Here is a 17,003-nt window from a genome sequence, read left to right on the forward strand (position 1 = left end):
CCCGTCAGAACGGGGAGAAGGTGGCGGCAGCCGGATGAGGGGTGGTCACCATACGGCGCGATAGAGCGGGATGCGCTTACGCCACCGCTCTATCCGTTTGTTTTTGCCGCATTTGCGCGTGCGAAATGCTCTAGCCGAGCCCGCCGATGTGGAAGCTCTTCATCTCGAGATACTCCTCGATGCCGGCCTGCGCGCCCTCGCGGCCGAGCCCCGACTGCTTGACGCCGCCGAAGGGGGCGACTTCGGTCGAGATGGCACCGGTGTTGAGACCGATCATGCCGAACTCGAGCGCTTCGCCGACGCGCCAGGAGCGCTTCAGGCTTTCGGTGTAGAAATAGGCGGCAAGGCCGAAGGGGGTGCCGTTGGCGATCGCGATCGCCTCTTCCTCGGTCTCGAAACGGAAGAGGGGCGCGACCGGACCGAAGGTTTCCTCGCCGGCGAGCAGCATCTCGGTGGTGGCGCCGGTCAGGACGACCGGGGCGGTGTACTGCCTGCCTTCCGGCACCGACCTGCCGCGCGCGGCGACCTTCGCGCCCTTGGCCAAGGCGTCCTCGACGTGGCGCTCGATCTTCTCGATCGCCGCCGCGTTGATCATCGGGCCGATGGCGACGCCGGGCTCGGTGCCGGGGCCCACCTTCATCGCATTGACGCGGGCGCTGAGCTTCTCGGCGAAGGCGTCATAGACGCCGGCCTGCACCAGGATGCGGTTGGCGCAGACGCAGGTCTGGCCGCCATTGCGGAACTTCGACGCGATCGCCCCTTCGACGGCAAGGTCGAGATCGGCATCGTCGAAGACGATGAAGGGGGCATTGCCGCCGAGTTCGAGCGAAAGCCGCTTGACGCTGTCGGCGGCGCCGCGCATCAGCAGCGAGCCGACGCGGGTCGAGCCGGTGAAGGAGATCTTCCGCACCGTCTGGTTCGCCATGAACTCGTTGCCGATCGCCGTCGGCATGCCGGTGACGATGTTGATGACGCCGGCCGGAATGCCGGCGCGCTCGGCGAGGACGCCAAGCGCAAGTGCCGAGAACGGCGTGAACTCCGAGGGCTTGATGACGACGGTGCAGCCGGCCGCGAGCGCCGGCGCCACCTTGCGGGTGATCATCGCGTTGGGGAAATTCCACGGCGTCACGATGGCGCAGACGCCGACCGCTTCCTTGAGAACGACGATGCGGCGGTCCGGCGTCGGCGAGGGGATGGTGTGGCCGCCGATGCGGCGGGCCTCCTCGGCGAACCACTTGACGAAGGCCGCGCCATAGCGGATCTCGCCGCGCGCCTCGTCGAGCGGCTTGCCCTGTTCGAGCGTCAAGAGCAGCGCCAGATCCTCGAGGTTCTCGATCATCAGCGCGTACCAGCGCTCGATGAGGGCGGCTCGCTCGGCATGGGTCTTCTTCTTCCACGGGCCGAAGGCAGCATTCGCCGCCTCGATGGCGGCACGGGTCTCGGCCGTTCCCATGTCCGGAACGGTTCCGAGGACCGCCTGGCTCGCCGGATCAACGACTTCGACGACATCGCCCGATGCGGCCCCGACCCATTCACCGCCGATCAGGCCCGCTTGCCGGAACAGTTCCTTGTCCTTCAATTCCATGTCATGTCCCTCCTCAATCGAGTGCGGCGAGCACTGCCGCGGTGATGGTTTCGGTCCTGTCCTTGCCGGGCACGGTGCCGATGCCGCGGGCGGTCGTTCGTTCGAGCGCCTCGATCACCTTGCGTGCGGCCCTTGCTTCACCCAGATGGTCCAGCATCATCGCGCCGGACCAGATGGCGGCGATGGGATTGGCGATGCCGAGATGGGCGATGTCCGGCGCGGAACCGTGCACCGGCTCGAACATCGATGGGGCGCTCCTGTCGGGATTGATGTTGGCCGAGGCGGCAAAGCCCAAGCCGCCCTGAATGGCGGCGCCGAGATCGGTCAGGATGTCGCCGAAGAGGTTGGAGGCGACGACGACGTCGAGGCTTTCAGGCGCCATCACCATGCGGGCCGCCATCGCATCGATGTGATAGCTCGTCACCTCGACGTCCGGGTATTCGGCAGCGAGCTCACGCGTGATCTCGTCCCAGAACACCATCGAATATTTCTGGGCGTTCGACTTGGTCACCGAGGCGAGCTTGCGGCGACGGGCGCGCGCCTGTTCGAAGCCGAAGCGCAGGATCCGCTCGACGCCGGCCCGGGTGAAGATCGAGGTCTCGACCGCGACCTCGTCCGCGGTTCCCTGATGCACGCGGCCGCCGGCGCCGGAATATTCGCCCTCGGTATTTTCGCGAATGCAGAGGATGTCGAAGCCCTCTGCCTTCAGCGGCCCCTGAACACCCGGCAGCAGCCGGTGCGGGCGGATATTGGCATATTGTACGAAGGCCTTGCGGATCGGCAGCAGCAGGCCATGCAGCGAGACGGAATCCGGCACTTGCGCCGGCCAGCCGACGGCGCCGAGCAGGATCGCATCGAAGCGGCGGAGCGTCTCGATGCCGTCCGCCGGCATCATCGCGCCGGTCTCCTTGTAGAAGGCGCAGGACCAGGGGAAGGGCGTGGCGGTGAGGGTGAAACCGGAATGCCTGGCGACGGTCGAAAGAACCTGCCAGGCGGCGTCGGTCACGTCCTGGCCGATGCCGTCGCCGGGGATGAGTGCGATCGAATAGGATTTCATTGAGGCTCCCTGGTGCATTTTGCAGTCAGGCGGATTCACCTGACGCGCGGCAAAACAAACGGATAGAGCGGCAGCGCGAACGCGTGCGAGCGCTGCGCTCTAAAGGCTGATGAGCACGCTCTTGCTCTTGCGGTTGGCGTGGTAGGCCTCGCGGCCGAGATCCTTGCCGATGCCGGAGCGCTTGTAGCCGCCGGTCGGCAGGATGTGGTCGCGCGAGCGGCTGTAGCGGTTGACCCAGATGGTGCCCGCCTGGAGCCGCCGCGTCAGCCTGAGGGCGCGCGACAGGTCACGGGTGAAGAGGCCGGCCGCCAGGCCGTAGGTCGGGTGGTCGGCAAGCGCCAGCGCCTCCTCCTCGTCGGCGAAGGTCTGCATGGTGAGCACCGGGCCGAAGATCTCCTCGGTGATCGCCGGCGACGAACTGTCGCGCACCGCCATCAGGGTCGGCTGATAGAAATAGCCCGGCGCATCCATCGGGGCGCCGCCGAACAGGCATTCGCCGCCCGTCGCCACCGCCGCCTCGACGATGCCGTGGATGCGGTTCAACTGCCGCTTCGAGATGATCGGCGAATAGTCGCTCGTCTCGTCCCAGGTGGGCCCGGCCTTCGCGGCCTTCATGCGCGTGACGATGGCCTCGGCGAGCGGCGCGGCGACGCTTTCCTCGACGATCAGGCGCGAGCCGGCGACGCAGGCCTGGCCGGCATTCGAAAGCATGCTCTGGGCGATCGCCGCCGCCGCCTTGTCGAGATCGGCGTCGGCGAAGACCAGTTGCGGGCTTTTGCCCCCGAGCTCCAGTGTCATCGGCTTGACGCCGGTGCGGGCGATATTGGCCATGATCGCCGCGCCGGCGCCGGTCGAGCCGGTGAAGCTCACCTTGGCGATGTCCGGATGGCCGGTGATCGCGTTGCCGGTGACGGGGCCATCGCCGAGAACGATGTTGATGAGGCCGGCCGGCAGGCCGGCGCGGATTGCGAGCTCGGCAAGGTAGATGGTCGAGAACGGCGTCATTTCGGAGGGTTTCAGCACAACCGCATTGCCGGCGGCAAGCGCCGGCCCGAGCTTCCAGGCGGCCATCGAAACGGGGAAGTTCCAGGGGGTGATGGCGCCGACGACGCCATAGGGCTCGGTCATGACCATGCCGAGATTGCCGTCGTCGGTCGGCACGACGTCGCTTCCCTCCTTGTCGGCGAACTCGGCGAAGAAGCGGATCTGCTCGGCACTGACGGCAATGTCGCCGGCGACGAGATGGCCGACGGGGCGGGTCGAGGAAAGCGCCTCCAGCCTAGCGAGGGTTTCCGCCTCGCTCTCGATCAGGTCGGCCCAGCGCTGCAGCGCGACGGTGCGCTCGCGCGGCCTGACGCCGCCCCAGTTGCTGGTCTTCAGCGCCTCCCTGGCGGTTTCGACGGCGCGGTCGACGAGGGCTTCGTCGGCGAGCGGGCAGCCCGCATAGGCCTTGCCGTCGGACGGCCGGTGCATGTCGATGACGCCGTCGGCCGGCACCAGGCGGTCGCCGATGAAGTGCCCGATGGGCAAGGAGAGGGAGTCCGGGTCAAAGCTGAGAGTCATCGAGGGTCCTCGGCGCTTGGAGCGGTATGCGCTCACATGCGTTCGCGCCACCTCTACCTGCTTGTTTCTGCCGCATTTGTGCGACGTCAGGTGATCCCGCCTGACTGCAAAATGCTCTAGCTCAGCTGAGACTAGCGGAGGATGCCGAGCAGCATGCATCGACTGACGATGCAGGGACGGCGGAAAATAGTGTTTTTGGCGGTAGGACAGCGAAATCTTCGGGAGGCCGTGCCGCGCTTGCGGCGCATGGCAGGGTCGAGCCCGGCCACGCCGAAGGGCGGGGCGAATGCAATTGCCGGGGCCCGGAGAAACGCGATACGCCCGCAAGCTGCGAGCGTGGTTCCTTCGCGTTGATGCGGCGGTTACGGGCCCTTCTTCAAGGCCTGTTGCGGCGTGCGCCTCAGGTCACGGTCACATAGATCTTGCGGACCGTTTTCACCGTCTTCCAGACGCCGACGAAGCCCGGCTTCATGACGAAGCTATCGCCGGCGCTGTAGACGACCGGCTCGCCGCCCTCCGGCATCAGTTCGACGACACCCTCGAGGATATGGCAGAACTCGAAGGTCTCGCCCTTTATCGAGCGGGTCTCCCCGGGTGTCGCTTCCCAGACGCCGGTGTTTATCATGCCGTCGCGGGCGGCGTCTTGGGCCCAGGTCCTGAAGGACGGATTGCCGGAAATCAGCCGTTCGGGCAAGGGCGCCGACCGCTTGGGCTCGAATCCGGGGTTCGTGTCGATGGTCTTCAGAAGAGACATGGATTTCCTTTGTCGGTTGAGGGGAGGGATCAATAGCCGCGGTCGCGATCGACGAGGCCGATCGGATCGAGGCCGGCTTCATGGCGGCGGATATTGTCGATGACGGCCTTGGCGGCCGTTTCCGGCTGCGTGACGCTGGCGATATGCGGCGTGACGATCACCTTCGGGTGACGCCACAGCGGATGGTCCGCCGGCAATGGCTCCGGATCGGTGACGTCGAGGACGGCACCGCCGAGCTGGCCGCTGTCGAGGGCGGCGATGAGCGCCTCCGTATCGAGTTGGGGGCCGCGCCCGACATGCACCAGCGCCGCGCCCGTCGGCAGCCTGCCGAAGAGCGGGGCGTTCAGGATGCCGCGTGTTTCGGCGGTCAGCGGCAGCAGGCAGATCAGGATGTCCTGCGCGGCGAGAAAGCCGGCAAGCGCCTGCTCTCCGTGGTGGCAGGCAACACCTGCTATCTCGCGCGGCGAGCGGCTCCAGCCCGAGAGCGGAAAGCCGAAGGGCCGGAGGCTTTCGAGGACCGCCTGGCCGAGATTGCCGAGGCCGAGGACACCGACCCGCCGCTCGGTCGCCTGCCGGACGGGGCGCATGCGCCATTCGCCGGCGCGCTGCTGCCCGAGATAGCCGGGAAGGTCGCGATGGAGCGCGAGCACGGCGAGCGTCACATATTCCTGCATCATGCGGGTGATGCCGCCCTCGATCATCCTGACGATCCTGACGCCTTTCGGCAGGCGGTCGAGGGCGAACTGGTCGACGCCGGCGCCGATCGAGAACAGCACTTCGAGGTTGACGTAACGGTCGAGGTCCGGCGGAGCGGTCCAGGTCAGGAGATAGCGCACCGCGGCGGGATCGACGCTGCCGGGATCGGTGACGAAGGGCAGGGAGGGAAGCTCGCGGTCGAATTCGGCCGCGAAGATCTTCGCCCGCTCGGCATCGGAATTGAACAGAAACATGGTCTTCCTCGGTAATTGTATTCGCCATTCTCGCCGGCCGGCAGATTTCTCCGAAGCGCGGCTGTTTGTTCTTGCCGCATTGGTGCGACGTCAGGTGAGTCCACCGCAAAAAGCTCTCAAGCGCTGAGCCTCTGCCCCAAAGCCTCGATCATCTTGCGGCAGGCCGCGAGCTCGCCGATCTCGATATATTCGTCCGGCTTGTGGGCGCGCGCGATGTCGCCCGGGCCGCAGATGATCGCGTCGATGCCGGCGGCCTGATAGAGGCCCGCTTCCGTGCCGTAGCTGACGGCGGGGAGCGGCTCCTGCCCGGTCAAATCGCCGAGGAGAACGGCGAGCGGCGCATTCTCCCTGAGCGAGAGCGCCGGATAGGCGCTCAAGCCTTCCCAGCGCGTCGTGAAGCCTCGCTCGGAGAGGCTCGCGAGTTTCGCCTCGATGCCGGCGAAAAGACCGGCGGGGTCCACGCCTGCGACCGCACGCGCCTCGATTTCGATCGCGCAGCGATCGGGAATGATGTTGACGGCCTGTCCGCCGGTAATGGTGCCGACCTGCAGCGAGGAATAGGGCGGTTCGAAATTGTCGTCGAACGGCCCCTGCGTCAGCGCCTCGGCCGAGCGGACCGCTTCGGTCACGATTTCCGCCATGGCATGGACGGCATTGAGGCCTAGGTCCGGTCGCGAGGAGTGGCCGGTGCGGCCGGTGATCTCGATGCGGGCGGCGGCCTTTCCCTTGTGGGCGCGGATCGCGCGCAGGCCGCTCGGCTCGCCGACGATGCAGCCTTCGGGCCTGGCGCAGAGCTCGGGCAAGCGCGACAGGAGATGCGGGACGCCGCGGCAGCCCGCCTCCTCGTCATAGGAAAAGGCCAGATGCAGAGGCCGGGAAAGCGGCCGCGCGGCGATCGCCGGCAAGGCCGCAAGCGCCGCGGCAAGGAAACCCTTCATGTCGCTCGTGCCGCGGCCGTAGAGCCGCTCGCCTTCCCGCCGCAGCGAGAAGGGATCGCTCGACCAGTTCGGCTCTGCGGCCGGCACCACGTCCATATGCCCGGAGAGAATGATCCCGGGTCGGTCCGCCGGGCCGAGGGTGGCGAAGAGGTTCCAGCGATCGCCCTCCGGTCCGGGCAGGACGGTGACGCTCGCCCCGAGGTCACGGAGATAAGTGCCGATCCATTCGACGATGTCGCCGTTCGCGGTTCCGACCACCGACGGGAAGGAAATGAGACGGGCAAGGATCTCTTCTGGCGATTTGGCGACGGGGGGAGAGGACATCAGGGAAACCTTTGCAAAAGCAGGAGACGGAAGCCCGGCTACTACTTCATCAGGATAGAACGCAGGTGAGCGTCTGCCTGCCGAAAGACCGGCCGCATCGGTGGAAAGTTTCGAAAATGGCCCGATCTGAAGCGTATTCTATTGCCGGCGGGCGGCTATATCCAGATGAGCCGCTCGACCATGGGCGGCCGATCGTCCCTGTATCGCGCTGGAAGCCGGCGGGGCACGCCGCTCACCTGTGCGCGGGTCAATCAGGTTTTCGGCTGAAGTTTAGACGGCCGCTTCGCTGAAAACGGGTTGAATTCGCGGCCCGCCCGCACGATTTTCTCTGAATGCTCCACGGCGCCGCGCGTCCCCTTCGGACGCGCAGGAACCGCTGGAGCACCTCGAATTGCTGCATCTCTCATCCTGCATCGATTGGGATTCGGAGAATATGCAGCAGGGAAACAGGCGGATCGAACAGTGCATCGCTATCACATCTTCGAAACCGCGGGCGGTTTCTGCGGCATTGCCTGGAGCGATGCCGGCATCACGCGCTTCCAGTTGCCGACGAAAAGCGCAGACTCCACCGAGCGGCTGCTCCTGCGGCGCCTGGCGGCCGCGGAGCCGCATGATCCGCCGCCGCACATCATGACGGCGGTCCAGGCGGTGAGGCTCTATTTCGAGGGCAAGGAAACGGATTTTTCCGGCTTCGAGCTCGATCTCGCTGGACAGGACGTGTTCTTCACGCGGATCTATCAGGCCGCGCGGAAAGTCCCGTGGGGGCATACGACGACCTATGGCGCGCTCGCGAAGGAGCTCGGCGCGGGTCCGGAGGCCGCGCGGGACGTCGGCCAGGCGATGGCGAAGAACCCGGTGGCGCTGATCATACCGTGCCATCGCGTGCTTGCCGCGGGCGGCAGGATCGGCGGGTTCTCCGCTCCCGGCGGTTCGTCGGCGAAGATGCGCATGCTCGAACTCGAAGGCGTCCATGTCGGGCCGCCGGAACCGGCGCAGCAAAGACTGGGATTTTGAACGATGACAATGACGAAGGCCGGCGAAGCGGAGGTGGCGATGCAGTCCCTGATGGAGGCAGGCGCAAGGGCGCTTCACGGCGACGATGGCGCATGGCCGGCGCGGCGACGCCGGATCATCGACTGGCTCGTCCTCGAAACCAGGGGCGAACGGTTCATCGACAATATCTTCGTCGAGATGTGCCGGAAACTGGTGGAAGCGGGCATCCCCGTCGCCCGGGCGTCGCTGCATTTCAGGATTCATCACCCGCAATGGCTCGGCGCCCGCATTCTCTGGCGGAAGGGATTGACCGAGGCGGAGATCGACACCTACGCCTATGGCGTCGAGGACACGTCGCAATACCTGAACAGCCCGCTGCGCGGATTCAACGAGGGGGCCGAGGAGGTGCGCCGGCACCTGGACGACCCGGCGGCGGACGGTCCGGACTATCCGCTCTACGACGAATTGCGGGCCGACGGTCTCACCGACTACATCATCTGGCCGCTCTACCATACGCTCGGCAAGCGCCACGCAATCACCTTTGCGAGCGACAGGCCGGGCGGCTTCAGTCCCGACGACACCGCATTCCTCATGGACATTCTGCCGGCATTGGCGCTCGTCAGCGAAATCAGGCTGAAAAACCGCTTCGCCCGCACGCTGCTCGAAACCTATGTCGGGCCGCATGCGAGCGAGCAGATCCTCGCCGGCGCCATCACCCGCGGCAGCGGCGTCACCGTCGGCGCGGCGATCCTGATCTGCGACCTTCGCGACTTCACGAGGCTCTCCGACCTCTGGCCGCGCGACGACGTCATCGACCTGCTGAACGGCTATTTCGACGCCCTGTCAGAACCGATCGAGCGGCATGGCGGCGAGATCCTCAAATTCATGGGCGACGGGCTCCTGGCGATCTTCCCGCTGAGCGACCCCTGCGCCTGCGGCAATCTTCTCGGGGCGATCGGCGAGGCGCAGGTCGCCCTGGCCAGGCTGAACGAGGAAAACGTGAGCAAGGGGCACGACCCGCTCGGCTACGGCATCGGCGTCCATGTCGGCGACGTGATGTATGGCAATATCGGCTCGCACAAACGCCTGGATTTCACCGTCATCGGCCCGGCGGTCAACATCGCCTCGCGGCTCGAAAGCCTGACCAAGGAATTGCAACACCCGGTCCTCCTCTCTCGAGCCTTCGTGGAAAGAGCGGGCTGTGCGGCGACACTCGAAAATCTCGGTTTCCATCCCCTGAGAGGGCTCGACGAGCCGGTGGAGGTCTTTGCGCTTTCGGGCAGCAAATAGGGGCGTCGTCGCTGGACCTGAGGCGTGGGCGCGGCAGGGAAACGCCCCTCATCCGGCCTGCCGGCCACCTTCTCCCCGCAGGCGGGGCGAAGGAGACTCGCGGCGCCGGCGCGGCATACCACTTCTCCCTCGTCGAAACGGGGCGAAGACGCTGGCGCCGGCGCGGCATACCCCTTCTCCCCGTCAAGACGGGGACAAGGTCGCGGCAGCGGGATGAGGGGCCTTGCCTGCTCTAATTCAGCTCAGGCCCTCAACCGCCCCTGCCGCTTCAATTGCTGCTCGCGGAAGAAGATGAAGAGGCCGGAGGCGACGATGAGGCCGGCGCCGAGGACCATGGACAGCCTGGGCGCATCGCCGAAGATCAGCCAGCCGAAGACGATCGCCCAGAAGAGGAGCGTATATTGCAGCGGCGCGACGGTCGCGGCGTCGGCGAGCTTCAGCGCCCGGTTGACGAGCAGGTGCGCCAGCATCGCGACGACGCCGAGCAGGGCGAGCAGCGCCATGTCGAGCGGTTTCAGCGGCGTCCAGTCGAAGGGCGCCCAGACGAGGCCGGCGAGCGCCGCACCGACGATCTGCCAGAAGGCGAGCGTGGTGTCGGGCGTCCCGCGCAACGATCGTCCGGAAATCATCATGAAGGCGAAGAACATGCTGCCGAGAATCGAGATCAAGGCCGGCAGCGTGAGCGCCTCGGAGGACGGCTCGAGCGCGATGACGACACCGACGAAGCCGATGGCGATCGCACTCCAGCGCCGCCAGCCGACCGGTTCCTTGAGCACCAGCGGCGAGACGGCCGCGACATAGATCGGTGCCGCCAGCCAATAGGTCATGACGTCCGCGAGCGGCAGGTAGACGACGGCGAAATAGAACGAGAAAACCTCCGCCGTCGAGGCGACGACGCGGGCAAGCTGAAGTCCCGGCCGCTCCACGGCGAAAAGCTTCTTCGGACCGCTGATCCAGAGAAAGGGAGCAAGCAGGATCGCCGCGGCGAGACTGCGGATGAGCACCACCTGGCCGACCGAGTAGGTCGCGACCAGCCACTTGCCCATGACATCGTTCAGCGAAAACATCAGCATGCCGAGGAGCATGACGAGCACGCCCGCGCGGGCGGCGGCGGTTTCGCGGGAAAAGCTGCCGGAGACGCTGTCGACGGCCATGTGTGCATGTTCCTTCGGGAGGGCGCGAGGCGGTTTTCCGCCGCGCATCCATTGGCACATTCCGGCGATGCGATCCATGCACCATTGCTGATCGATTCATCACCGTTGCGAATGACCCGCGGCCGGCGTTCTATCTGTCTGTTCTTGCCGCATTTATGCGACGTCAGGTGATGCCGCCTGACTGCAATATGCTTCAGGCGCTGCCGGCGAGGCGGATGTCGGGGTTCAACAGTTCGCCGTAAAGCTCGGCATATCTGGCGGCGCTGCGATGCCAGGAGCAGTCCGTCTTCATGCCCTGCCGGCGCAGCCCCTCCCAGTCGCCCCGGCGCCGGAAGAGCTTGAAGGCGCGGCGCAGCGCCAGCCGCAATCCATGCGCGTCGATGGGGGCAAATTGTATTCCGGTGGCGACCTGCGCGTGAAGCGCGGCGTCATTGGCATCGATGATCGTTTCCGACAGGCCGCCGGTGCGGGAAACGACGGGCACGCAGCCATAGCGCAAGGCGTAGAGCTGCGTCAGGCCGCAGGGTTCGAAGCGCGAGGGAACGAGCATGGCGTCGGCTCCCGCATGGATCCTGTGGGCGAGCGCTTCATCGAAGCCGATCCGGACGCCGACGCGGTGGGGAAACCGCCGCATGAGCTCCAGGAAAGCGCGCTCGATCCCGGCGTCGCCCTCGCCCTGGACGACCAGCGTGCCGCCGGCCTCGACGATTTCCCGCGCGGTGGCCGCCAGAAGGTCCATGCCCTTCTGCCATGTCAGCCTGTTGACGCTGGCGAAGACCGGCCCGCTCGTATTCTCCAGGCCGAAGAGATCGAGCAGCGCCTGCCGGTTCGGCAGGCGTCGCAGCGGCGTGCGCGCCGAATAGGTCTGATCGATGTAGGGATCCGACGCCGGATCCCATACGTCCATGTCTATGCCGTTGACGATGCCGACGACGTCGGCGTGGCGCGCGTTCATCACGCCTTCGAGCCCCATGCCGAAGGCGGGCGACATGACTTCCCGCGCATAGGTGGGGCTGACGACCGTGATCGCGTCGGCCGCCTGCAGCCCGCCTTTCAGATAGCCGAGGTCGCCGTAGTACTCGACGCCGTCGATCGAATAGGCTTCGTCCGGCAGGCCGAGATTGCGGAAATGGTAGGCGGGGAACTGCCCCTGGAAGGCCATGTTGTGGACGGTCATGATCCGCGGGATCGACCCGTTGCCGGCGTATTTCAGATAGACGAGGCTCAGTGCGGCGTGCCAGTCATGCGCGTGGATGATGTCCGGACGCCAGTTCGCCACCAGGCCGGCTGCGATCTGCGATGCGACGAGGGAGAGAGCGGCGAAGCGTTTCCAGTTGTCCTCGTATTCCCGACCGTTCCGGTCGGTATAGGGAGGGCCGGGCCTGTCGAAGAAGGCCGGGGCGTCGAGCACGAAGAGCTCCAATCCGTCGGGCTCTGCCGCCAGCAGCGTGGCGCGCTCGCCGAAAAGATCGTCGTACTGCGAAACCACCGACGTTCCGCGCAAGGCGCGCATGACGGCGGGATATCCCGGAACGATGCTGCGCGTATTGATGCCGTGGGCCCTCAGCGCCTTGGGGAGCGATCCCGCGACGTCGGCAAGCCCACCGGTCTTGACCAGCGGAAATATCTCGGCCGTCACGGAGAGTATGTTCATCGATCATGTTCCGGGGATTGGGTTGGCTGCGCCCAGCCTCATCGTCGCCGACTTGCCCCAATCAACACAATCACGACCCTCAAAGTTCCGGTCGTGCGGGGAATTTTTGACGAGGCCTGCGACCCGGGCAGCGAACGGGAGCGGCCGTCCTTATGCTGCGCTGCAAGAGGCCTTCCGCAGGGCCTCGCCGCCGCCCCGCTAATGCGGATTTTCGCTGCCGTCGTGGAACATTGTTGCGCGTTTGAAGTTTCAATGCTCGATCCCACGGAGTGGATGACGGCATCGGCTCCCTGGCGGTCACTCCTATGCTGGTTCGTCTTGTCAGCCTCGCTTCGGCGAGGCTTTTTTTGATCATCCGTGCAGCGGACGCTGGCGCTTCAGCCGAGGAGCGCGCAACATGCAACGTCGCGCCACGAACTGCTTTCGCATCTCAGGCGGCGGTGCCTTTCATGTCCGCCGACCATCATGGAAGGAGGCAGATGATGACTTTCAGTTTGATCAGCCCCGCATTCGCCGAGGGTCAGCCGATCCCGAAGAAATACACCCGCCGCGGCGAGAACCTGTTCCCGCCGCTCAAATGGACCGGCACGCCGGAAGGGACGCAGAGCCTTGCTCTGGTCGTCGAGGATCCGGATGCGGTGAGCGGGCTGTTCCGCCATTGCGGGATCATCAACATTCCCGGGGGTTGGACCGAGCTTGCGCAAGCCGTCGACACCGGGCCGGAACATGCCATCAAGTTCATCAGGAACGACTTCGGCAACGCCCGCTATGACGGGCCGCAGCCGCCGCCGGGCACGGGCGTGCACCATTACCGCTTCAGGCTTGCGGCCCTCGATGTGGACCATCTGACGATTCCCGAGGACGTCGGGGCGGCGGAGGCCTGGAAGAAAGCGTGCAAGCATCTCATCAAGGAAGCGGTGCTCGTCGGCACCTACGAGGGTTAGCCTGCATCCTTGTCGACTTCCGGCGCCGGTTCATCGGTTGATCAGCCACAGGACCAGCGAAAGCACGACGCTGACGATGAGACCCGTCGTGATCGGCAGGTAGAAGGTGAAATTCTCGCGCTGGATCAGGATGTCGCCCGGCAATCTGCCGAGGCCGAGCCGGGCGAGCCACGGCCAGGCCATGCCGATCGCCACGATGATGAGCCCGATGATGATCAGGATGCGGGACATGGTTTCAAATATGGGAAGCGGTTGCGGCAGTTGCACCCTTTGCCCGGCCGGCGAATGAAGATCAACGCGGGAAGAGAACACACCCCCCTGTCTAATCCCGCAACGTGATCCAGACCGGCGCATGGTCGCTTGCCCCGTCGCGGCCGCGCACCTCGCGGTCGATGCCGGCGCCCTTCAGCCGGCGGGTGAGCTTGCGGCTGAGAAGTATATGGTCGAGGCGCAGGCCCGCGTCGCGCTGCCAGCGAAGGCGGCGATAATCCCAGAAGGTGAAAAGCCGGTCCTCCGGATGGACCTTGCGCAGCGCGTCGAGCCAGCCCTGATCGAGCAGCGCCCGGAAGGCGGCGCGGCTTTCGGGCTGGACGAGCGCGTTGTCGTCATAGGAGCGGGTTGGATAGATGTCGCGCGCTTCCGGCACCACGTTGTAGTCGCCGGCAAGGATCACCGGCAGGCCGGTCGCGAACAATTCGGCGGCATGCCGCTTCAGGCGCTCGTGCCAGGCGAGCTTGTAGTCGAATTTCGGCCCTGGCCGCGGATTGCCGTTCGGCGCATACAGCGAGGCGATCAGGATGCCGCTGACCGCGGCCTCGATGTAGCGGCTCTGTGTGTCGGAGGGGTCGCCCGGCAACGCCGCGCGCGTCAGCACCGGTTCGCAGCCGCGGGCGAGGATCGCAACCCCGTTCCATGCCGACTGTCCGCGCCAGACGGCGCCGTATCCCGCCGCCTCGATCGCCGCCTTCGGAAACTCGCCGTCCGTCGCCTTCAGCTCCTGCAGGCAGACGATGTCGGGCCCGGCGGCCGCCAGCCAGGCCAGGAGATGGTCGAGCCGCTTGTTCACGCCGTTGATGTTGAAGGTGGCGATCTTCATCGAGGCTCAGTTCGGGAGACCGCCCACCGCGCCACCGTCTCGGCCACCGTCTTCAGGTGGTCGGCGGCGGAAAAGCCCGAGATGCTCTTGCGCGGCTTGAGGTCGTGGTCGCCGTCTTCGAGCCAGAGGATTTCGATCCGGTCGGAGAGCTCGTAGCCGGAGACCTCGGCACGGGTGCCGAACTCGTCGCGGGTGCCCTGGCAGATCAGCGTCGGCGTCCTGAGGTCGGCGAGGTGCTTCGTGCGAAGCTGCTCCGGCTTTCCCGGCGGATGGAAGGGATAGCCGAGGCAGAGGAGTCCGACGATCCGTCCGTCGGCGAGCAGGTCGTCGGCGACCATGCTCGCGACGCGCCCGCCCATCGACTTGCCGCCGATCACGAGCGGGCCGTCGGCGCCGAGCGCGGCGACGGCCGCGCGGTATTCCGGATTGAGCGTCTCGGCGCGGGGCGGCGGCTTGCGGCCCTCCAGGCTCCGCCGCGCCGCCATATAGCCGAATTCGAAGCGGGCGATGCGAAGGCCCGCGGCGGCAAGCGCCTTTGCGGTCGCGGTCATCGAGGCCGAATCCATCGGCGCGCCGGCGCCGTGTGCGAGGAGAATGGTGACGGGCGCATCGTCGGGCCCGTCGAAAAGAAATTTTGCGTCCATTCAAGCCAACCGTCCTGTCGCGTGCCCACTCAGCCGTAACGGGTCACGCGATGATCGAAAACGCTGCAGCAATCCCGGCGGATCCGGTCAGACGCGCCGTGCCGCAGGAAGGAGATGAAGGTTCACGAATTGCACGCCGCGTTCGGCGGTCCGCGCCCATTCGGAGTCGCGGTCGAGCTCGAGATAGCGCAGCCACCAGCGGCGCGCCTCGGCGAGGTTGCCGGCATCGAACTCCAGCTTGGCGAGGTTGAAGACCGCATCGGCGTAGTCGCCGTCGAGTTCGATCGCCTTCGCCAGGTGCCGGCGGGCGGTGTCGGTGCGGCCGCGCTCGCTCATGAGGCCGGCGAGGTTGAACCAGGCCTCGACGAAGGCGGGATCGAGCTTGATGGCGCGCGCATAGTCGTGCGCCGCTTCCGCTTCGCGGCCGGCGGCCTTCAGGCAATTGGCGCGGTTGAAGGCGGCGACCGAGTCCGTGCGGTCGATGGCGAGATAGCGCTGGTAGTACGCGGCCGCCTCGTCGTAGTCGCCCGCCGCCTCGGCATCTTCGGCGCGAGCGAACAGGTCCTCGAGCTCGACATCGTCGGGGGTTGCGACATCGAGCAGCAATTGCCCGTCGAGTTCGCTCAGCCCCTCCGCGCGGCGCGCATAGATCGTGTCGGTGCCGTCGTGGTGCAGCGACAGCGCCGTGAGCGCGGCGACGTTCCCGGAGCGATGGACCGAGCGCGCGATCGCGCTCCAGCCGGCGCCGCCGGCGATGAGGCCCGCATATTTCCGGGCGAGGATCAGGTCCCGGAACGAATAGGGTTCGCTGTCGTGCTCGAAGGCATCGAAGAGCGACAAGAGGTCGAGATGGCGCGGGGAAAGCCCCGACTGGTCGATCAGCGACTGCCGGGTCAGCGCCGGGGTTACCGGCAAAGTCGCGAGGCCGAGCAGGCGAAGAAAGCCGTTCTCGCTGAGCGCGCGCCGGCCACTCTCGGCGAGGCCCACAAAACGAGCCTCGATCTCGGCCTCGCCTGGTTTGGCAAGCAGGCTGCGGCCGAAGACGACAAAGGCGGTCTGCCGGGTTACGCCGCGGCGCAGATGCCCGCCCTTTCGTTCGACCGCGCGCGCCACCTGCCGCCGTGGAAAGGCGGCGAGCGTGCCGATGATGCCGAAGGTGTGGCCGAGAACCGCCATCAGGCTTTCTTCTTGGCGGTGGGCTTCGCCGGCGCGCGCTTGGCCGCGGTGCTCTTTGCAGCCGGCTTTGCGGCCGGTTCGGCCTTCGGCTTGCTCTTGGCGGGAGGCTTCGCCTGCGAAAGGCTCGCCTTCAGCGCATCCATCAGGTTGATGACGTTGCCGCGTTCCGGCGCCTGCGCGATGATCGGCTTGTGACCCTTGAGCTTCTCGCGGATCATCTGCATCAGCGCGATCTCGTAGCGATCCTCGTATTTCTTCGGATCGAAGGTCGTCACCTTCTGCTCGATGAGCGCTTCGGCGAGCTGCAGCATTTCCGGATCGGGATTTCCGACCGGAACATTGCCGAAATAATCCGCCGTGCCGCGCACTTCGTTGGGATTGCGCAAGGTGCAGACGAACATGCCGGTCTCTCGCGGACCGATGGTGACGATCCTCTCGCGGCTCGACAGCACGAGGCGGGCAATCGCCAGCTTGCCGGTCCGGCGGAGCGCTTCGCGCAGCACGATGAAGGTCTCCTCGGCCATCGCCCCGTCCGGCGCGAGGTAATAGGGCGTGTCGCGGTAGATGACGTCGACCGATTGCTCGTCGACGAAGGCCTCGATGTTCATCGTGTGGGTGGACTCGATCTTGACCCTCTCGAGATCGGCGTCCTCGATGATGATGTATTTCTTGTCCTCGTATTCGTAGCCCTTGACGAGGTCGGACCGCTCGACGAGGCCGAGCTCCGGATCGACGGGTTTCATGTTGATCCGGTTGTGGGTGTCCTTGTGGAGCTGATTGAAGGTGATGCGCTCGCTCGTGCTGGTGGCGGGATAGAGCCTTACCGGACAGCTCACGAGGCTGAGTCTGAGATAGCCTTTCCAACTTGCCCTGGGTGCCAT

16 protein-coding genes are annotated in these 17,003 nt (G+C 66.1%); 3 read left to right on the forward strand and 13 right to left on the reverse strand.

The annotated features are described in order from the left end of the window. Positions 1 to 130: 130 nt before the first annotated feature. The 6 genes from ATB98_RS03530 to argE form a co-directional block, all read right to left on the reverse strand. Positions 131 to 1,585 carry an NAD-dependent succinate-semialdehyde dehydrogenase gene (locus ATB98_RS03530; RefSeq protein WP_066869094.1) on the reverse strand — a complete coding sequence of 485 codons (1,455 nt, stop codon included), beginning with the start codon at positions 1,583 to 1,585 and terminating at the stop codon, positions 131 to 133. A gap of 13 nt (positions 1,586 to 1,598) precedes the next feature. Further along, positions 1,599 to 2,642 (reverse strand): tartrate dehydrogenase, encoded by a 1,044-nt coding sequence (locus ATB98_RS03535; protein WP_066869097.1) that lies wholly within the window; start codon positions 2,640 to 2,642, stop codon positions 1,599 to 1,601. 99 nt (positions 2,643 to 2,741) lie between these two features. Then, positions 2,742 to 4,205 carry an aldehyde dehydrogenase family protein gene (locus ATB98_RS03540; protein WP_066869101.1) on the reverse strand — a complete coding sequence of 488 codons (1,464 nt, stop codon included), beginning with the start codon at positions 4,203 to 4,205 and terminating at the stop codon, positions 2,742 to 2,744. A gap of 400 nt (positions 4,206 to 4,605) precedes the next feature. Then, positions 4,606 to 4,959, reverse strand: a complete 354-nt coding sequence (locus ATB98_RS03545; protein ID WP_066869104.1) for a cupin domain-containing protein — start codon at positions 4,957 to 4,959, stop codon at positions 4,606 to 4,608. A gap of 29 nt (positions 4,960 to 4,988) precedes the next feature. Further along, positions 4,989 to 5,909, reverse strand: a complete 921-nt coding sequence (locus tag ATB98_RS03550) for a 2-hydroxyacid dehydrogenase (protein ID WP_066869107.1) — start codon at positions 5,907 to 5,909, stop codon at positions 4,989 to 4,991. Positions 5,910 to 6,025: 116 nt separating this feature from the next. Then, on the reverse strand, positions 6,026 to 7,171 hold the full coding sequence (argE, locus tag ATB98_RS03555) for an acetylornithine deacetylase (RefSeq protein ID WP_066869111.1): 1,146 nt from the start codon (positions 7,169 to 7,171) through the stop codon (positions 6,026 to 6,028). 462 nt (positions 7,172 to 7,633) lie between these two features. Here argE and ATB98_RS03560 point away from each other — a divergent pair, with 462 nt between their 5' ends. Beyond that, the gene (locus tag ATB98_RS03560; RefSeq protein WP_066869114.1) at positions 7,634 to 8,185 is read left to right on the forward strand and encodes a methylated-DNA--[protein]-cysteine S-methyltransferase; all 552 of its coding nucleotides are present in this window, start codon (positions 7,634 to 7,636) and stop codon (positions 8,183 to 8,185) included. Between the two features lie 3 nt (positions 8,186 to 8,188). Beyond that, positions 8,189 to 9,454: an adenylate/guanylate cyclase domain-containing protein gene (locus ATB98_RS03565; protein ID WP_066869117.1), complete on the forward strand. Its 1,266-nt coding sequence runs from the start codon at positions 8,189 to 8,191 to the stop codon at positions 9,452 to 9,454. A 242-nt stretch (positions 9,455 to 9,696) separates the two neighbouring features. Here ATB98_RS03565 and ATB98_RS03570 read toward each other — a convergent pair whose 3' ends face one another. Next, a complete protein-coding gene (locus tag ATB98_RS03570) occupies positions 9,697 to 10,608 on the reverse strand; it encodes a DMT family transporter (RefSeq protein ID WP_066869120.1) in 912 nt (303 codons plus the stop codon). A 193-nt stretch (positions 10,609 to 10,801) separates the two neighbouring features. Next, entirely contained in the window at positions 10,802 to 12,262 is a 1,461-nt protein-coding gene (gene glgA, locus ATB98_RS03575) for a glycogen synthase GlgA (RefSeq protein ID WP_066869122.1), read from the reverse strand. 482 nt (positions 12,263 to 12,744) lie between these two features. Between glgA and ATB98_RS03580 the strand changes: the two genes are divergently transcribed. Further along, on the forward strand, positions 12,745 to 13,206 hold the full coding sequence (locus ATB98_RS03580; protein ID WP_066869207.1) for a YbhB/YbcL family Raf kinase inhibitor-like protein: 462 nt from the start codon (positions 12,745 to 12,747) through the stop codon (positions 13,204 to 13,206). Positions 13,207 to 13,236: 30 nt separating this feature from the next. Here ATB98_RS03580 and ATB98_RS03585 read toward each other — a convergent pair whose 3' ends face one another. From ATB98_RS03585 to ku, 5 genes are all read right to left on the reverse strand, one after another. Further along, positions 13,237 to 13,437: a DUF2905 domain-containing protein gene (locus ATB98_RS03585; protein WP_066869125.1), complete on the reverse strand. Its 201-nt coding sequence runs from the start codon at positions 13,435 to 13,437 to the stop codon at positions 13,237 to 13,239. 91 nt (positions 13,438 to 13,528) lie between these two features. Next, positions 13,529 to 14,302 carry an exodeoxyribonuclease III gene (locus ATB98_RS03590; RefSeq protein ID WP_066869128.1) on the reverse strand — a complete coding sequence of 258 codons (774 nt, stop codon included), beginning with the start codon at positions 14,300 to 14,302 and terminating at the stop codon, positions 13,529 to 13,531. After that, positions 14,299 to 14,946 (reverse strand): alpha/beta hydrolase family protein, encoded by a 648-nt coding sequence (locus ATB98_RS03595; RefSeq protein ID WP_066869132.1) that lies wholly within the window; start codon positions 14,944 to 14,946, stop codon positions 14,299 to 14,301. The genes ATB98_RS03590 and ATB98_RS03595 overlap by 4 nt, the downstream gene beginning before the upstream one ends. 87 nt (positions 14,947 to 15,033) lie before the next feature. Next, on the reverse strand, positions 15,034 to 16,122 hold the full coding sequence (locus ATB98_RS03600) for a tetratricopeptide repeat protein (RefSeq protein WP_066869135.1): 1,089 nt from the start codon (positions 16,120 to 16,122) through the stop codon (positions 15,034 to 15,036). Next, positions 16,122 to 17,003, reverse strand: a complete 882-nt coding sequence (ku, locus tag ATB98_RS03605) for a non-homologous end joining protein Ku (RefSeq protein WP_066869139.1) — start codon at positions 17,001 to 17,003, stop codon at positions 16,122 to 16,124. Before ku ends, ATB98_RS03600 begins: the two co-directional genes overlap by 1 nt.

This window comes from Sinorhizobium saheli (assembly GCF_001651875.1).
Lineage (GTDB): Bacteria > Pseudomonadota > Alphaproteobacteria > Rhizobiales > Rhizobiaceae > Sinorhizobium > Sinorhizobium saheli.